The organism is Microterricola viridarii, assembly GCF_900104895.1.
Taxonomy (GTDB): Bacteria; Actinomycetota; Actinomycetes; order Actinomycetales; family Microbacteriaceae; genus Microterricola; species Microterricola viridarii.
The window spans coordinates 1,480,831-1,497,467 of the sequence record NZ_LT629742.1 but is presented as its reverse complement, the minus strand read 5'-3'; the positions used below and the strand labels follow the sequence as shown (position 1 = coordinate 1,497,467).

At 72.9% G+C, this 16,637-nt stretch carries 13 protein-coding genes; 5 read left to right on the top strand and 8 right to left on the bottom strand.

What is annotated here, in order from left to right:
- Positions 1-866 precede the first annotated feature (866 nt).
- On the bottom strand, positions 867-2,198 hold the full coding sequence (locus BLT62_RS06820) for a M50 family metallopeptidase (RefSeq protein ID WP_197675175.1): 1,332 nt from the start codon (positions 2,196-2,198) through the stop codon (positions 867-869).
- Between the two features lie 178 nt (positions 2,199-2,376).
- Between BLT62_RS06820 and BLT62_RS06815 the strand changes: the two genes are divergently transcribed.
- Positions 2,377-3,291, top strand: a complete 915-nt coding sequence (locus tag BLT62_RS06815; protein ID WP_083363385.1) for an NAD-dependent epimerase/dehydratase family protein — start codon at positions 2,377-2,379, stop codon at positions 3,289-3,291.
- Positions 3,292-3,388: 97 nt separating this feature from the next.
- On the opposite strand, the gene dxr is transcribed toward BLT62_RS06815, so the two are convergent.
- The gene (gene dxr, locus BLT62_RS06810) at positions 3,389-4,474 is read right to left on the bottom strand and encodes a 1-deoxy-D-xylulose-5-phosphate reductoisomerase (RefSeq protein ID WP_083363384.1); all 1,086 of its coding nucleotides are present in this window, start codon (positions 4,472-4,474) and stop codon (positions 3,389-3,391) included.
- Positions 4,475-4,572: 98 nt separating this feature from the next.
- Here dxr and BLT62_RS06805 point away from each other — a divergent pair, with 98 nt between their 5' ends.
- Complete coding sequence (locus tag BLT62_RS06805; protein WP_407937557.1) at positions 4,573-5,358, top strand: lysophospholipid acyltransferase family protein; 786 nt, start codon at positions 4,573-4,575, stop codon at positions 5,356-5,358.
- Positions 5,359-5,416: 58 nt separating this feature from the next.
- A complete protein-coding gene (locus BLT62_RS06800) occupies positions 5,417-6,436 on the top strand; it encodes a hypothetical protein (RefSeq protein ID WP_156786267.1) in 1,020 nt (339 codons plus the stop codon).
- Positions 6,437-6,487: 51 nt separating this feature from the next.
- Here the strand turns inward: BLT62_RS06800 and BLT62_RS06795 are convergent, their stop codons facing one another.
- Complete coding sequence (locus BLT62_RS06795; protein WP_083363382.1) at positions 6,488-6,958, bottom strand: OsmC family protein; 471 nt, start codon at positions 6,956-6,958, stop codon at positions 6,488-6,490.
- 115 nt (positions 6,959-7,073) lie between these two features.
- Here BLT62_RS06795 and BLT62_RS06790 point away from each other — a divergent pair, with 115 nt between their 5' ends.
- Together BLT62_RS06790 and ald are read left to right on the top strand one after the other, a co-directional pair.
- Positions 7,074-8,075 carry an asparaginase gene (locus BLT62_RS06790; RefSeq protein ID WP_083363381.1) on the top strand — a complete coding sequence of 334 codons (1,002 nt, stop codon included), beginning with the start codon at positions 7,074-7,076 and terminating at the stop codon, positions 8,073-8,075.
- 108 nt (positions 8,076-8,183) lie between these two features.
- A complete protein-coding gene (gene ald / locus BLT62_RS06785) occupies positions 8,184-9,299 on the top strand; it encodes an alanine dehydrogenase (RefSeq protein ID WP_083363380.1) in 1,116 nt (371 codons plus the stop codon).
- A 60-nt stretch (positions 9,300-9,359) separates the two neighbouring features.
- Here the strand turns inward: ald and BLT62_RS06780 are convergent, their stop codons facing one another.
- The 5 genes from BLT62_RS06780 to BLT62_RS06760 form a co-directional block, all read right to left on the bottom strand.
- Complete coding sequence (locus BLT62_RS06780; protein WP_083363379.1) at positions 9,360-12,479, bottom strand: FtsK/SpoIIIE domain-containing protein; 3,120 nt, start codon at positions 12,477-12,479, stop codon at positions 9,360-9,362.
- A gap of 191 nt (positions 12,480-12,670) precedes the next feature.
- A complete protein-coding gene (locus BLT62_RS06775; protein WP_083363378.1) occupies positions 12,671-13,264 on the bottom strand; it encodes an FHA domain-containing protein in 594 nt (197 codons plus the stop codon).
- On the bottom strand, positions 13,261-14,094 hold the full coding sequence (locus BLT62_RS06770; protein ID WP_083363377.1) for a PP2C family protein-serine/threonine phosphatase: 834 nt from the start codon (positions 14,092-14,094) through the stop codon (positions 13,261-13,263). The genes BLT62_RS06775 and BLT62_RS06770 overlap by 4 nt, the downstream gene beginning before the upstream one ends.
- A 38-nt stretch (positions 14,095-14,132) precedes the next feature.
- Positions 14,133-15,095: an FHA domain-containing protein gene (locus BLT62_RS06765; RefSeq protein WP_156786266.1), complete on the bottom strand. Its 963-nt coding sequence runs from the start codon at positions 15,093-15,095 to the stop codon at positions 14,133-14,135.
- Entirely contained in the window at positions 15,092-16,525 is a 1,434-nt protein-coding gene (locus BLT62_RS06760; RefSeq protein WP_083363375.1) for a gamma-aminobutyraldehyde dehydrogenase, read from the bottom strand. Before BLT62_RS06760 ends, BLT62_RS06765 begins: the two co-directional genes overlap by 4 nt.
- Positions 16,526-16,637 lie beyond the last annotated feature (112 nt).

The following is a 16,637-nucleotide window of genomic DNA, read 5'->3' as shown; positions in this document are numbered from 1 at the left end:
CTCGCCCCGGGGTGCGCCCGCCGGGTGCGCTCGTGGCTGTGCCCGGCCGCGCCCGCGACTGTGCCCGACCGCGCCCGTTTGGGAGGCCGACGGACGATCGGGAGGCAGCTTCAGGCCGGCTTCGGCCTCCCGATCCGCCGTTTGCCTCCCAAACGGATGCCGCGGCGGACACCTCGTGACCGGCGGAGTTGGCTTCGGTCGCTGGCGCTCCCTCGAGCCAACGGGGAAGGCTCTCGCGCGGCAGCCGCGCCCGCCGGGTGCGCCCGCCGGATGCGCCCGCCGGCCGCGCCCGCCGGGTGCGCCCGTGCCCGCGACCGTGCCCGTGGCCGCGCCCGGCCGCGCCGGTTTGGGAGGCCGACGGACGATCGGGAGGCAACTTCAGGCCGGCTTCGGCCTCCCGATCCGCCGTTTGCCTCCCAAACGGATGCCGCGGCGGACGCCTCGTGACGGGCGGGTTGGCTTCGGTCGCTGGCGCTCCCTCGAGCCAACGGGAAAGGCGTTCGCGCGGCATCCGCGCCCGCCGGGTGCGCTCGTGCCCGCGCCCGTGGCTGTGTCCCGGCCGCGCCCGGCCGCGCCCGTTTGGGAGGCCGAAGGACGATCGGGAGGCAGTTTCAGGCCGGCTTCGGCCTCCCGATCCGCCGTTTGCCTCCCGATCGGATGCCACGGCGGACGCCTCGTGACCGGCGGAGTTGGCTTCGGTCGCTGGCGCTCCCTCGAGCCAACGGGAGAGGTCCTGACGCTCCCTCGAGCCAACGGGAGAGGGCCGGGCGCTCCCTCGAGCCAACGGGAGAGGGCCGGCCGCTCCCTCGAGCCAACGGGAGAGGGCCGGGCGCTCCCTCGCGCCGACGGGAGAGGGAGCTGGTCCGCTAGCCGAAGAGGTTGATCGGTTTCACGATGTCGGCGTAGACGAGCAGCGCGCTCATTCCGCCGAAGATGATCACGACGGCCATGGTGAGCGGCATCAGCCGCGCGGTGTCGACGGGGCCCGGGTCGGGGCGGCGGAACAGCTTGGCGAACGCGCGCCGGATCCCCTCCCAGAGCGCGCCGGCGATGTGCCCGCCGTCCAGCGGCATCAGGGGCACCAGGTTGAACACGAACAGGGCGATGTTCAGCGAGGCGAGCAGGCCGATCAGGCTGGCCACCTTGCTCTCGACGGTGAGGGTGTCGAGGGCGGCGATCTCTCCGGCGACGCGGCCGACGCCGACGACGCTGATCGGGCCATTCGGGTCGCGCTCCTCCGGGCCGAAGGCGGCCTGGGCGACGTCGACCATGCGCTGCGGCAGGTTCAGGATGATGTGGGCGACGCCACTGATGTTGTCGCCGACGGCGGGCAGCACGGCCGTCGCCGGCTGCGGGACGAGTTCGCTGGCCGGGCCGATGCCGGCGAAACCGACCTCGGTCGTGACGGCCTTGCCCGCGGCATCCGTCACCGGCTGGCCCGCCTCGTCGAACACGGGGCGCTCGGTGAGCAGCGGGGTGAGGGTGAGCGTCTTCTCGGCCCCGTCGCGCTCGACGACGACGACGAGCGCGGTCCCGGCTGAGGCACGGATCGTCTCGGTGGACTGCTGCCAGTCGGTCACCGCGGTGCCGTCGATGCTGACCAGGCGGTCGCCGGGCAGGATGCCGGCCGCGGCGCCCGGCGCGGCCGGGTCGTTCGGTCCGCACTCCTGGCTGGTGGAGCCGGCCGTCTGCACGCAGGCGGAGACGCTGCCGATCGTGGTGCTGGCCTGGGCCGCGCCGAAGCCCATCAGCAGAATCGCGAACAGCACGACGGCGATGAGCAGGTTCATGAACGGCCCGCCGAACATGACGATGATGCGCTTCCACACCGGCAGCAGGTAGAAGGCCCGGTGCTCCTCGCCCTCGCCGATCGTCTCGGCGCTGGCGGTGCGCGCGTCGCTGGCCATGCTGCTGAGGAAGCCGGTGTTGGCGCTGCGAGCCGCCGTGCCGTCCTTGGCCGGCGGGAACATGCCGATCATCGAGATGTAGCCGCCGAACGGAATCGCCTTGACGCCGTACTCGGTCTCGCCCTTGCGGCGCGACCAGAGCGTCGGGCCGAAGCCGATCATGTACTGGGTGACCTTCACACCGAAGAGCTTGGCCGGGACGAGGTGCCCGATCTCGTGCAACGCGATCGAGACAGCGAGGCCGACCGCCAGAATGACGACACCCAGAACGAAGAGAAGCACGGAATCCACGTCGACAGCGTAGCCCTCCCTCGCTGCGAGCCCGCTGAGGTCGAGCTGAACGGGGTCTGCACCGGGGCGCCCATCGCGGCCGGCGTCCCCGCGCATTTCCCGGCGCCGGCAGGTGTGCCGCGCGGCCCGCTGTGCTTTGATGTCCCTGCCGCCCCGAAGCGGCAGGGATGGGGTCACCATGTCGCGTCAGCTCGTCGTCGGAGCAGGGCTCATCGGAGGCGGGGTTGCACGCCGCCTCGCGGCTCACGGCGACGACGTGGTCATCGCCTCCCGCCACGGCACCGCGGTGGACGGCGCCCGAGCGCTCGCCCTCGATGCGACGGATGCCGACGCGTTCGCCGCCGCGGCGAGCGGCGCGGCCACGATCTTCCTCTGCACGAACCCGCCGTACACGCGGTGGCCGACGGACTGGCCGCCCGTCTTCGCTGCGGCGATCGACGCGGCCACGAGAAGCGGCGCCGGCCTCGTGATCATGAGCAACCTCTACGGCTACGGCCCGCCGGAGGGGCCGATGACGGAGGATTCACCGGAGCTCAGCACCGAGACGAAGGGCCGCGTGCGGCTGGCCGGCTGGCACGCCGCCCTCGCCGCCCACGAGCGCGGCGACATTCGGGCCGTCGAGGTGCGGGCCAGCGATTACTTCGGGCCGGGCGCGACCGGCACCGCCCACCTGGGCGAGAGCTTCTTCCACGCTGCGGAGAAATCGAAGACGGCCAGGGTCGTCGGCGACCCGGCGCTGCCGCACAGCTGGAGCTACCTGCCCGACATCGTGTCGACGCTGATCGCCGCCGCAGACTACGAGGGCGCGTGGGGCCGCGTCTGGCATGTCCCGAGCGGCCAGCCCCGCGCCCGCACCGTGATCATGGAGCAGCTGAACGAACACTACGGCGGGCATGGCCGCGTCGCCGGGTACCCGCAGTGGGTGCTGCGCGCCCTCGCCGCGGTGAGCCCGCTGATGCGCGAGATCGAGGCGTCCAGCTATCAGTTCCGGATGCCGTTCGTCATCGACTCCGCCCAGACGGAACGCCTGCTCGGGGTGAGCGCGACGGGCTGGCTGGAGGCCCTGACGACGACGGCCGACGCCTACCGCTGAGTCCGGCGGCCGGCGCGGTCGCCGGACAGCGCTGTGGTCGGCGCTGTGGTCGGCGCTGTGGTCGGCGCAGCATTCAGAGCGGTGTCCAGAGCAGTCGTCAGCGCAGACCGGCGATCAGCTTGTCTGCACTCGCCCGCGCCCAGCGCTCAGCTTCGGCCAGCGACTCGCGGGTGAGCGTGCCATCGGCCTCGTGCATGTCGACGACCCGGCGCACCGTGCCGACGATGTCGGTGAACCCGATCGCGCCGGCGTGGAAGGCATGCACGGCCTGCTCGTTGGCGGCATTGAAGACGGCCGGGTAGCTCGAGCCGGCCCGGCCCACCTGCTTGGCCAGCGCGACGGCGGGGAACACCGTGTCGTCCAGCGGCTCGAAGGTCCAGCTCTGCGCCGTGGTCCAGTCCAGCGGCGCGCCGACGCCGCCGACCCGGTTCGGCCAGTCCAGCCCGAGCGAGATCGGCAGCTTCATGTCCGGCGGGGAGGCTTGGGCGATCGTGGAGCCATCGACGAACTCCACCATGGAGTGGACGATCGACTGCGGGTGCACGACGACGTCGATGCGGTCGTACGGCACGTCGAAGAGCAGGTGTGCCTCGATCACCTCGAGCCCCTTGTTGACAAGGGTCGCCGAGTTCGTCGTGACGACGCGGCCCATGTCCCACGTGGGGTGGGCGAGCGCCTCGGCGGGCGTGACGCCGGCCAGCGACTCGGCACTGCGGCCGCGGAAGGGGCCGCCGGATGCCGTGACGACGAGCCGGCGCACCTCGGATGCCGCGCCGGAGCGCAGCGCCTGGGCGATCGCGGAGTGCTCAGAGTCGACCGGCACGATCTGGCCGGGCGCGGCGAGGCCCGTCACCAGCTGGCCGCCGACGATCAGCGACTCCTTGTTGGCCAGCGCCAGCGTGCGCCCGGTCTCCAGCGCTGCCAGCGTCGGCCCGAGGCCCACGGAGCCGGTGATGCCGTTCAGCACGACATCCGCCTCCACGCCGCGCACGAGCGCCTCGGCATCCTCTGCGCCGAGCGCCGTGTCGTCGACGAAGAACTCCTCCGCCTGCGCCGCCATCAGCTCGGCGTTGCGGCCCGCGGCCAGCCCCACTACCTCGAAGCGGTCGGGGTTGGCCCGAATCACGTCGAGTGCCTGCGTTCCAATGGAACCTGTCGAACCGAGAATGATCACCTTGCGCACTCCCTCAGCCTACGGCGCGGGCGCGTTCTGGGCACGACTGTGGGAATCATCCAATGTGAATGCCGACAGCGGCATATAAATACGCGTACTGTCGTCAGGTGACCGAAGCAGCCAACACCCCCGCAGAACCCATCGACGACGAGGGTGTCGAGGCCCCGACGAAGTCGCCGGGGGCGGTCTACTATCTCGGCCGCACGCTCATCTCCGTGATCGCCAAGACCGTCTTCCGCCCGACCATCACGGGCCGCGAGAACGTGCCGAAGACCGGCCCGGTGATCCTCGCCAGCAACCACCTCTCCTTCATCGACAGCATCGTGATCCCGGTCTCGGCGCCGCGCCCCGTGCAGTTCCTGGCCAAGTCGCACTACTTCACCGGCACCGGCTTCAAGGGCTGGGTGTCGCGCTCCTTCTTCACCGCGATCGGTGCCGTCGGCGTCGAGCGCGGCGCAGGCCAGGCCGCTCAGAACGCACTCGACCAGGGCAAGCGCATCCTCGACGGCGGCAACGCCTTCGCCCTCTACCCGGAGGGCACCCGCTCCATCGATGGCCGCCTCTACCGCGGCCGCACCGGCATCGCCTGGCTGGCGCTGACCACCGGCGCCACCGTCGTTCCTGTCGGCTTGATCGGCACCCAGGAGATCCAGCCGGTCGGCTCGAAGGTGCCCCGCGTGCGCAAGGTGACGGTGAAGTTCGGCGAGCCGCTCGACCTCTCCCACTACGGCGCCGCGACGTCCGGCAAGGCGCGTCGGCAAGCCACCGACGAGATCATGGCGGCCATCCACGCGCTCACCGGGCAGGAGCTCGCCGGCACCTACAACGAAGCCCCGCCGTCGGGCACGCTGCACAAGCTCGCCGACAAGGTGTTCCCCAAGGAGCGCCTGTAAGCGCGCCCCGCGCCTGTCGGCAGCCTTTTCCGAGGTGCAGCGGCTAGGGTCGAGCCTGATGATTTCTCGCCGACACCAGAGCCACCGCCCCGACCAGCGCCGACGGATGCCGCGAGCCGGCGCCCTGCTGATCGCCCTCCTCTCGGCGCTCCTGCTGGCCGGGACGGGAACCATCACGGCGCAGGCCGTGCAGGCCCAGCCGGCCGGGCCGGCCGTCGCCGCCGCACTCGGCGCCGGAATCGCGCCCGCCTCGGCATCCGCCGACGGGGACTTCGTGCCGACCGTGTACGGCGAGTTCGACCCCGGCTTCATCATCAGCGACGCAAACTTCTACGACAGCCGGGCGATGAGCGAGGCCGAGATCCAGCTCTTCCTCGAGCAGCAGGACTGCGTGGCCAAGGACGGCGTCTCCTGCCTGGCCGACTTCACCCAGACCACCACCTCGCAGAAGGCCGAGGGCGGCCAGCATTGTGCCGCCTACACCGGCGCCCGCTCCGAGCCGGCCAGCCGGATCATCGCCAAGGTGGCCGTGGCCTGCGGAATCAGCCCGCGCGCCCTGCTGGTGCTGCTGCAGAAGGAGCAGTCGCTGCTCACCCGGCCGAGCGAGCACGGCTACACGCGGGCGATGGGCTACGGCTGCCCGGACACGGCCGACTGCGACACCGAGTACTTCGGCTTCTTCAACCAGGTCTTCAACGCGGCCTGGCAGATGCGCCAGTACACCGAGCAGCCGGAGCGCCAGTACAAGGTCGGCACCGTCGAGGTGGGCTACCACCCGGATGCCGGCTGCGGCTCCTCCGCCGTCGACATCCGCAACCAGGCCACCGCGAACCTCTACAACTACACGCCGTACCAGCCGAACCGCGCCGCGACCAGCGACCTGGCCGGCGAGGGCGACGGCTGCTCGACGCACGGCAACCTGAACTTCTGGCTGCTCTACTCGAAGTGGTTCGGCGACCCGCAGACCGTGCCGTTCCCGGCCATCTTCGGCGCCTGCACGAACCTCGTCGGCGGCCACGGCTGCGGCGTTCCGCGCTGGCCGCTCGCGCCGCTGCCGGCCGAGTTCAGCACGAAGTAGCGGGAGCCCCGGCTCCGCCCGGGGGTTTCGACGGGCCCAGGCAGCGGGACGTCAGCCGGCGGACGTGACGGGCTCGTGCCCGACCGGGAAGTTCACCGAGTTGGCGATGAAGCAGAGCTGCGAGGCCTCGGCGTGCAGCGAGCCCGCGAGCTCGATCTGCCCGGCATCCGCCACGAGCACCCGCGGCCGCAGCGTCGCCGAGGTGAAGCGGCCCGCCCCGGAGGAATCCGACTCCATGGTGCCGACGGCATCGTCCTCGTAGCCGAGCACGACGACGCCGTGCCGCACCGCCACGTGCAGGTAGGAGAGCATGTGGCACTGGCTGAGCGCCGCCAGCAGCATCTCCTCCGGGTTCCAGCGCTCCCGATCGCCGTGGAAGGTGCGGTCGGCCGAGCCCTCGATCGGGTGCTTGCCCGCCGCGCTCACCTCATGTTGGCGGCCGTACTCCCGGTAGCCGCTCGTGCCCGTGCCGCGGTTTCCCTGCCACTCGACGCGGACGGCGTAGTTGTGCTCGTGCACCATGGCCGGCTCCTCCTTCTGCGCGCGGGGCCGCGCGATAAGCTGACTTCATCATGACTGACGTTTCCGCCGCCCCCGCACCCGTGACCAGCATCTGCTCCGAGCGGGCGGCCTAGGAATGTCGGTGATCGTGGCCGAGACCTTCCGCCTCTCGGATGCCGTCGAGCTCGCCGTCGTGGAGCGCAGCGGCTTCGTGGAGTCCCGGCACGCCGGCTCGGCCGTCGTTCTCGCCCCAGACGGCAGCGTGCTGCGGAGCCTCGGCGACCCGTCCGCGCCGGTCTTCCCCCGGTCGACGCTGAAGCCGTTCCAAGCGATCGCCGCGATGACCAGCGGCGTCACGCTGCGCGGCGAGGATGCCGCCATCGCCACCGCCAGCCACTCCGGCACCGCCCGCCACGTCGAGTTGGTGCGCGGCCTGCTCGCTCGGGAGGGGATCCCGGAGAGCGCGCTCGGCTGCCCGCCGTCCTACCCGCAGGACGCAGAGGCCCGCGACGCCGCGGTGCGCTCTGGCGCCGGCAAGCAGCGCATCCAGATGACCTGCTCCGGCAAGCACGCCGCCATGCTGCTGGCCTGCGTCGCCAATGACTGGCCGCTGGAGAGCTATCTGCACCCGGAGCACCCCCTGCAGAAGCGAGTGCTCGACGTGATCGAGCGCTTCACCGGCGAGCGCCCCGTCGCGACCGGCATCGACGGCTGCGGCACCCCCGTGCACGCGATCTCGCTGCTCGCGCTGGCCCGCGGCATCCACCGCATCGGCACCTCGACTCCCGCCTCCCCGTTCGCGATCTTCCGTGAGGCCGGCGTGCTCGCCGAGGCCGTGCGCGAGAACGGCTGGGTCGTCGCCGGCCCCGGCCAGCCGGACACCGTCGCCATCGACCGGCTGGGCGTCTTCGCCAAGTTCGGCGCGGAGGGCATCATGACCATGGTCGCGCCGAACGGCACAACGGTCACGCTCAAGGTCCTCGATGGCAGCCTGCGCGCGGCCAGCGCCGTCGCGCTGCGCCTGCTCGCCGACGCCGAGGCCGTGGACGGCGCCGCGGTCGAGTCGCTCACCTCCGAGCTCGGCCTGCTGCTCTCCGGCGGCGACGCCATCGTCGGGCGGGTCCGCGTCAGCATCTAGCGCGAGCCGCCGGGCCGGGGCGCCCCTCGCCCGGCATATCGGCGGCGGCACCTGCGCGAGTAGGCTGCCGAGTGCAGGACGACGACGTCCCCGAGCGCAAGGAGCGGCATGAGAATCTCAGTCCCCCGCGAGGTCAAGAACAACGAGTTCCGGGTGGCGATCACGCCCAGCTGCGTGCACGACCTGGTGAGCAACGGCCACGAGGTTTTCGTGCAGGCCAGCGCGGGCGTCGGCTCCGGCATCTCGGATGCCGACTACGCGGCCGCCGGGGCGAGGATCCTCGCCGACGCGGCGGAGACGTGGGCGACGGGCGAGCTCGTGCTCAAGGTGAAGGAGCCCGCCGGGAGCGAGTACGGCTTCTTCCGGCCGGGGCTCGTGCTCTTCACCTACCTGCACCTGGCCGCGGAGGCCGCCCTCACGCGTGCCCTGCTGGAGCACGGGGTCACGGCCATCGCCTACGAGACGGTACAGCTGGCCAACCGGTCGCTGCCGCTGCTCGCCCCGATGAGCGAGGTGGCCGGGCGGCTCGCCCCGATCGTGGGCGCCAACGCCATGCTGAAGCCGGCCGGCGGCCCCGGCCTGCTCGTGCCCGGTGTGCCGGGCACCTCGGCCGCCTCCGTGACGGTGCTCGGCGGCGGCGTCGCCGGCACCAGCGCCCTGCAGCTCGCGATCGGTATGGGCGCCCGGGTGACGGTGCTCGACACGAACCTCTTCCGGCTGCGCGAGCTGGATGCCCTCTACGGCGGGCGCATCACCACGATCGCCTCCAGCACCCTGGAGGTGGAGCGCGCGGTGATCGCCAGCGACCTCGTCATCGGGTCCGTGCTCATCCCCGGCGCCAAAGCTCCCAAGCTGGTCAGCAATGAGCTGGTCTCCCGGATGCGGCCCGGCAGCGTGCTCGTGGACATCGCCATCGACCAGGGCGGCTGCTTCGCCGACAGCCGCCCGACGACGCACGCCGACCCGACGTTCCTGGTGCACGGCTCGATCTTCTACTGCGTCGCGAACATGCCGGGCGCCGTGCCGATCACCTCGACGTACGCCCTGACCAATGCGACGCTGCCCTACGTGCGCGCGGTGGCCAACCACGGCTGGCGCGCCGCGATGCAGGCCGACCCGGCGCTGGCCCGCGGCCTCAACGCGCACGACGGCGAGCTGTGCAACGCCGCCGTCGCCGCCGCCCACGGCCAGCCCGTGCGGGAGCTGGCCGCGATCCTGGACTGAGCCGCCGCGCGTCGGCGTCCGGCCGCTAGCCGCTGGCCGCTGGCCGCTGGCCGCTGCACGTCACCCGATCCGCACCCGCTGCGCCCGGCCCTCCGGGTCGATCAGAATCGCCCGCGGCGCGCCGTCGCGGCGGGCGAGCAGCGGGGGCAGCTCGCGCAGGCGCGCCAGTGTGCGGAAGTCGGCCAGGCGGCACTCGTGGAAGAGGAGCCGCGCGCGCGGGCGGAGCCCGGCGAAGAGCCCCCAGCGTGCCTGCCACGCGTCGGGATCCCCGACGATCACGCGCACCCCGTCGCCCGGCCCGGAGGCCAGCAGGTCCACCTCGCTCAGCTCCACCACGCTGCCCGCAAAACCGTCCCACGGGTCGTCCCCCGGGCCTTCCCCCGCACCGTCCCGAGCGCCGAGGGCGCCGCGCGCGAATCGGGCCCCGGTCGGGCCGGCGGCCGCCACGAGCGCCCGCAGCGCGGGCAGCACCCGGGCCGGCGCCGAGGAGACCACGAGCAGCACCTCCTGCCCGAGTTCGAGCGGCTCGTCCGGCCTGGCCTCCGCGGCCCCTCCGGACTCGCCCGGGCCGGCGCACTGCAGCTCGAGGCCGCGCCACTCGCCGCGCCCGGCCGGGGCACTCTCCCTCCAGGTGGCGGCCTTCCCGCCCGCGCGCAGGTGCTCGCCCCGCTCTGCCTGCCGCAGCAACAGCGTGGCGTCGAACAGGGCACGGTGGGTCTGCAGCGCGCCAGAGACGCCGCGGCTGGCCAGGGCGATGCTGCGCCCGGTGCGCGCGCCCTCGCGCAGCGCGATGCCGAGCATCTCGCCGGCCTCCGCCTGGTACTCGGCGGGCCACCGGGCCAGCACGGCATCCCAATCGTCCAGGAGCAGCAGGCGCTTGGCGCCGGCGCTCGGCCACGGCTCGGTCGCCGAGACGAGTGCGTCCCAATATCCCTCCGGGTCCTCCGTGCCGCAGCGCTGCACCACCCAGCCGACGGCCGACGCCTGCTCGGCGAGGGCCCCGAGCACGCTGCTGCGCCCGCTGCGGGCGACGCCCAGCACGAGCAGCGGGCCGTGCTCGGCGGGCGCCCAGAGCGCCGGGCGCCGCCGCTGCCGCTCCGGCTCGTCCACGATGCCGAGCGTGAATGCCGTGCCGGCCGGGGTGCCCGCGACCGGCCCCGATGATTCCGCCCCGAGCAGCGCGGCGGGCACCTCGGCGAGGCTCAACGCGTCGGGCAGCGGGGGCAGCCACGGCCGCCGCCCGCCGGCACCGGCACCGGTCGCTCCGCCCGCACCGGCAGGCCCCGGGCCGTCCGCAGGCCCGACCTCGGCCGCGTCGAGCGCCGTGCCGACGGCCCGCTCCAGCTCCTCCCGCGCGCTGATCGCCGACTGGAACTCGATCAGGCGCCCGTCGCCCGCGGCGACGATGGCCCGACCGGGTTTGCCGGGCGGAAGCAGGGCGGCGGAGTCGGTGCCGACAGTCGCCCTGCTGTCGTCCCGGTTGTTGACCCGGAGCGAGACGCGCAGCGTGCAGTTGGCCAGCAGCGCGTCCCGCAGCACTCCGGCCGGCCGCTGCGTGCAGAGGATCAGGTGCATGCCGAGGGAGCGCCCGCGGGCGGCGATGTCGACGAAGACCGCGTGCAGATCGGGTGCGCTGCCGAGCATCGCGGCAAACTCGTCGACGACGATCACTAGGCGCGGCAGCTGCCCGCGCACCGCCGGGTCGTCGATCTCGCGGGCCCGGACGGCGCGCAGGGTGCGCTCCCGGTGGCGCAGCTCGGCCTGCAGGCTGGCCAGCGCCCGCGCCGCCTCCGCCTCCTCGAGGTCGGTCAGCACCCCGACGCAGTGCGGCAGCCGGGCGAGCTCCCCGAACGCGGAGCCGCCCTTGAAGTCGACCAGCAACACCGAGAGCGCGCTGGGCGGGTAGGCCGCGGCCAGCGAGAGCACCCAGCTGACCAGCAGCTCGCTCTTGCCGCTTCCCGTCGTGCCGCCGACCAGGGCGTGCGGCCCGTTCGCGACGAGGTCGAGCTCGATCGGCCCACGCTGGGCGACCCCGAGCACGCAGCTGAGCCCGGCTCCGCGCCGGCCGAAGCGCTCCAAGTCGCGCAGGCGCACGAGGTCCGGCAGTCGGGCCTCGACCGGCGCCACCCCGGCGCTCTCTGCCGCGCGGGCAAGTCGGCCGGCCGCGACGGCCGCCTGCTGCCGGCCGAGCAGCTCGGGCACCAGCCGGGTGCCGATCGCCGCGCCGCCCGTGCGGAGGAGCAGCGCCGACCGCGCCGATTCCACCCGGAGGATGCTCTGGCAGCCGGTCGGCAGCTCCTCGATCGAGTCGGCCACGGCCAGCAGGTGCGGCGGGGATCCGCCGGAGGACGGTTCTCCGCCGGGCTCGGGCGCCGCCGGTTCCGCGCCCTCCCCTCCCCCGGCCCGGTCCACGAGAAGCAGGCCCGCACCGCCCGGCGCGGCCGCACGGCAGTGCGGCAGGGCGGCGGCCCACTGCCACTCCGCACCGGGCGGCAGCTGCAGCGACACCGAGCCGGGGTGGGCGGAGCGCAGGAATTGCAGCAGCAGGCCCCTGAGCACCGGCCGGGCGAGGGCGGCAGGGCCGACGACGCCGATGCCGCCGGCCAGCGGCTCCGTCATCGGCGCGTCCTGCACGGTCTCCGCCCGGTCGCAGATCTCGCGCAGCGCGCCGAGCGCGGCCCAGCCCGCCTGGTCCAGGTCGCCGGCAGCGCCGCCGGCCGGGGCCGGGTCGAGGCGCACCGAGCTCGGCATCGGCCCGCTCCCCAGGCTGACGAGGCCGGGGCCCCGCCCCTGCCAGCGCCCGGCGTCCTCCTCGCCCGCCGCGATGTCGAGTGCCGATGGCGTCAACAGGCGTGCCGCGCGCCGCTCCTCGTCATGCCGGGCCGCCAGTTGCCCGTCGAGCTCGGCCAGTTCGCTGTCGAATCGCGCTCGGGCGCGGCGCAGCGCCCTCCTGCCCTGCCGCCTCCCGTCGAGCATGCCCGCCACGGCCACCACCGGCCCGAGCAGGGCGAAGAGCAGCACGAACGGTGAGTGGGTGAGCAGCCAGATGCCCCCGGCCGCCACGACAGGGGCGACGCTGGCCACGAGCGGGAACGGCGTGCGCGCGGGCGGCTGCGGCAGGGCGGGAGCGGTGAGGGTGCCGGATGAGGGCCCCTGCCGCATCGGGGAGGACGGCGACATGATCGCAGTCGACCACCGGATGCCGCCGCCGTCACCCCGCTAGTGGCCGGCGGTGCAGAACTCCGCGCGCGGCACGGGCTGTGCACAACAGGGCGTGGCGCTCAGGATGGGTGCGCCCGGGACGGGTCGACACAGGACTCAGTGCTGCAGAACTCAGTGCTGCCGAACTCAGTGCTACAGGACTCGAGCGCTCAGGCGACGACGAAGAACTGCTCGCCGATCTCGACCCGGGTGCCCCGGCCGGCCAGGTAGCGGCGCCCGGCCTCGCAGAGGGTCACGGTGCCGTCCGCGCGCCGCAGCACGGTGCCGTTGCCGGAGCCGCGGTCGCAGACCCAGAGCTCGCCGTCGTGCTGGCCGAACTCGAGGTGGGTCTTGGAGACCGAGCGCCCGGCATCCGTGATCTGGACCAGGTGGTCGAAGCGCTCGTTCGCTGCGGGCAGCGGGCGGCGGCCGATCAGGCCGCTGCCGCTGACGTCGAAGGTCTCTCCGGTGCTGAACTGCAGCACAAAGCTGATGCCGGAGACCGCGCTGCGCGGTTCGCTGACGGCCGGCTCGGTGCCGGCAGGGGCCTCGGCGGCGGGCTCGGTCGGCGCTGTCGGGGCGTCCAGCGAGATGCTGACGATGCCGGTGGTCTGCCGCGGGCGGATCGGCTGGATCACGGTCGTGTCGGTCGGGCGGGCGTCGGTGCGCTGGCGCGACTGGGGGGTCGCGCTGGTCGAGCTGCCGCATTCGCCGCAGAAGAGGGCGTCGCTCGGGAGCTCCGCGCCGCAGATCTGACAGTTCACGATCGCTCTCCTTCCATCCCCCCAGCGTACTGGCTGCCGGCGGGCTTCACCGCGACCACGTCGACGACGACCACCGTCACGTTGTCGCGCCCGCCGTTGCCGAGGGCCGCTCCGACCAGTTCCGCCGCGGCATCGGCGGGGCGCGGGTTGGCCAGCAGAAAGTGCCGGATGCCGTAATTCGTCAGCTCCTTGGTGAGCCCGTCCGAGCAGATCAGCAGGCGCACTCCGGGCTCGACCGCGAGCAGCTGGTAGTCGGGGACGGGGGCCTCGTGGAAGCCGACGGCCCGGGTGATGACGTTGCTGTGCGGGTGGACCTCGGCCTCCTCCGGCGTGATGTGGCCGGAGTCGATGAGCTCCTGCACCACGGAGTGGTCGCGGGTCAGCTGCTCCAGTTGGCCGGCGCGCAGCGCGTAGACCCGGGAGTCGCCGATGTTGAACACCAGCCAGGCGGCATCCGCCCCGGCGGTCGTCGTGATCGCCGCCCCCGTCACCGTCGTGCCCGAGCCGGAATCCGTCAGCCCGACCTGGTGTCGCATGTCCTGCACGGCGAGGCGGAGGGCCTCGTCGATCGCGGCGGGCCCGACGGCGCTCTCGCCGGTGTGCTCGGCGAGCCGGCTCACGACGGCGGCACTCGCGACATCCCCCGCCGAGTGGCCGCCCATCCCGTCGGCAACGGCGAAGATCGGCGTCGCAGCCAGGAAGCTGTCCTCGTTGGCCTCGCGGCGGCGCCCCGTGTCGGTGAGCGCGGCCCAGGCCAGCGTGATCTCGGTGCCGTTCGGGGTCGAGAATGTCTCGGTGTGGCCGATGTGTTCCTGGCCGTTCTGAATCACCTGGTGCGCCTTTGCTAGGTGGTGGGTGGGATCCAACTTTATCGCCACCTGGCGGCGCCATCGGCCGAATGCGGCAGCAACTCGACCACCACGCCGTCTCCGAGCAGGATTCGGCTGCCCGGCACGACGACGGTGGCGACCCCGGCCTGCAGGTGCAACTGGGCGCCGTCCGGCAGCTCGACGAGGGTGCCGTTGGTCGAGTGCAGGTCGGTCACGACCACGTCCTCCCCGCGCGGGCCGAGCAGGATGTGGGTCGCGGAGACCTCCTGCGCGGGCGAGACCACGGTGATCAGCCGGGCGGTGTCCTGGCCGAGCGCGGTGGCGCGCGGGCGTCGGCCGATGTAGCTGTCGACGTCGAGCACGAAGATCTCCCCGGCGATGCGCATCCGGGGCGCGGCGGCCTCCCCGCCTGCCGGCCCCTCCTCGGCATCGCCCGGCACGCCCAGCACCAGGTCGAGCCGGCGGCCGTGCAGCGCGCTGCCCTGCTGGGCGCCGCCCTGCTCCGCCCACTGCCCGTCTCCGTCGACGCTCGCCGTCGCGCCGCGCGGCGGCAGCTCGGCCGCGGTGATCGGGCGGGCATTCTCGACCGAGAAGGAGAGCGCCTTCACCTCGCGGAAGTCGGCGAGCAGCCAGGGGCGGATGCCGCGGCTCGTGAGCCGCCTGGGGCCGCCGCTGCCGAACACGTCGACGGCGGCGCTCCCGCGCACGATGACGCTGACGGTGCCCTCCGCGCCGTCCCCGGCGGTGCCGTCGATGTCCGCCGCCAGCTCGACGATGGCGAAGTCCTCAACGGCGTTCTCGCCCTGCAGCGGGATCACGGCGAGCACGCGCTCCAGCGTGCCCTCCGCGGCGCCGCGGAGGCCCAGCAGCGCGTCGAGCACCGGCTCAGGCGTGCTGCCGGGCACCGCCGCCACCCAGCTCTGGGCGATGACGTAGTTCCAGAGCGTGCTCGGGTCGACACCCGGCACGTCTGGGACTGCGCGCCACCGCGGGGAACTCATCCGATGTAGCTCATCACGTGCTTGATCCGCGTGTAGTCCTCGAAGCCGTACATGGAGAGGTCCTTGCCGTAGCCGGAGTGCTTGAACCCGCCGTGCGGCATCTCGGCGACGATCGGGATGTGCGTGTTGATCCAGACGCAGCCGAAGTCGAGGTGCTTCGCCATCCGCATGGCGCGGCTGTGGTCCGTGGTCCAGACCGAGGAGGCGAGGGCGTAGTTGACATCGTTCGACCAGCGTAGGGCCTCCGCCTCATCGCTGAACTTCTGCACCGTGATGACCGGGCCGAAGATCTCGTTCTGCACGGCGTCGTCGTTCTGCTTGAGGCCGGAGACGATGGTGGCCGGCCAGAAGTAGCCCCGGTCGCCCTGGCGCGCGCCGCCGAGCTCGAGTGTGGCGTGGTCGGGCAGGCGGTCGATGAAACCGCTGACCTGGGCCAGCTGGCCCGCGTTGTTGACCGGCCCGAACAGGATGCCCTGCTCGCTCGGAGCGCCGGCGATGGCGTTCGCGCGGGCGTAGTCGCGCAGCGCCTGCACGAACTCGTCGTGGATCCCGGCCTGGACCAGCACCCTGGTCGCCGCTGTGCAGTCCTGCCCGGCGTTGAAGTAGCCGGCGGCGGTGATTCCCCGCACGGCGGCCTCGATGTCGGCGTCGTCGAAGACGACGACGGGGGCCTTGCCGCCGAGCTCCAGGTGCACCCGCTTGAGGTCGCTGGCCGCGGCCTTGGCCACCTCCATGCCTGCCCGAACCGAGCCGGTGATGGACACCATCTGCGGCGTCCGGTTCTCGATCATGGCGGCACCGGTCGAGCGGTCGCCGGTGACGACGTTGAGCACGCCCGGCGGCAGGAACTCGGCCGCGACCTCCGCCAGCAGCAGGGTGGAGAGCGGGGTGGTGTCCGAGGGCTTCAGCACCGTGGTGTTGCCCGCGGCGAGCGCGGGGGCGAACTTCCACACGGCCATGTTCAGCGGGTAGTTCCACGGGGTCACCTGCCCGATCACGCCGACCGGCTCGCGGCGGATGAAGGAGGTGTGGTCCTTCATGTACTCGCCGGCCGAGCGGCCCTCCAGATTGCGCGCGGCGCCGGCGAAGAAGCGGATCTGGTCGACGGAGAGCAGGATCTCGTCCTCGACGAGCGTGCCGCGCGGCTTGCCGGTGTCCTGTGACTCCGCGTCGGCGAACTCGTCGGCGCGCGCCTCCATGGCGTCCGCGATCCGGAACAGGGCGAGCTGGCGCTCCCCCGGCGTGGTCTCGCCCCACACCTCGAAGGCGTCGGATGCCGCGGCATACGCGTCGGCGACATCCTCTGCGGTGGAGATCGGGCTGGTGCCGTAGACCTCCTCGGTCGCGGGGTCGACGAGGTCGAGGCGGGACTCGGAACGCGACTCGGTGTAGTCGCCATTGACAAAATTGCGCAGTTCACGGTGGGTCATGGCCAACATCCTAGGCCGCTCCGGCGTCGGGATCGAGCCCGCTATTCGATGGAATCAGTCGAAGATGTGCCGTTCAACCACGGATTCCCTTGTCAGAGCGGCCTCGCACTGA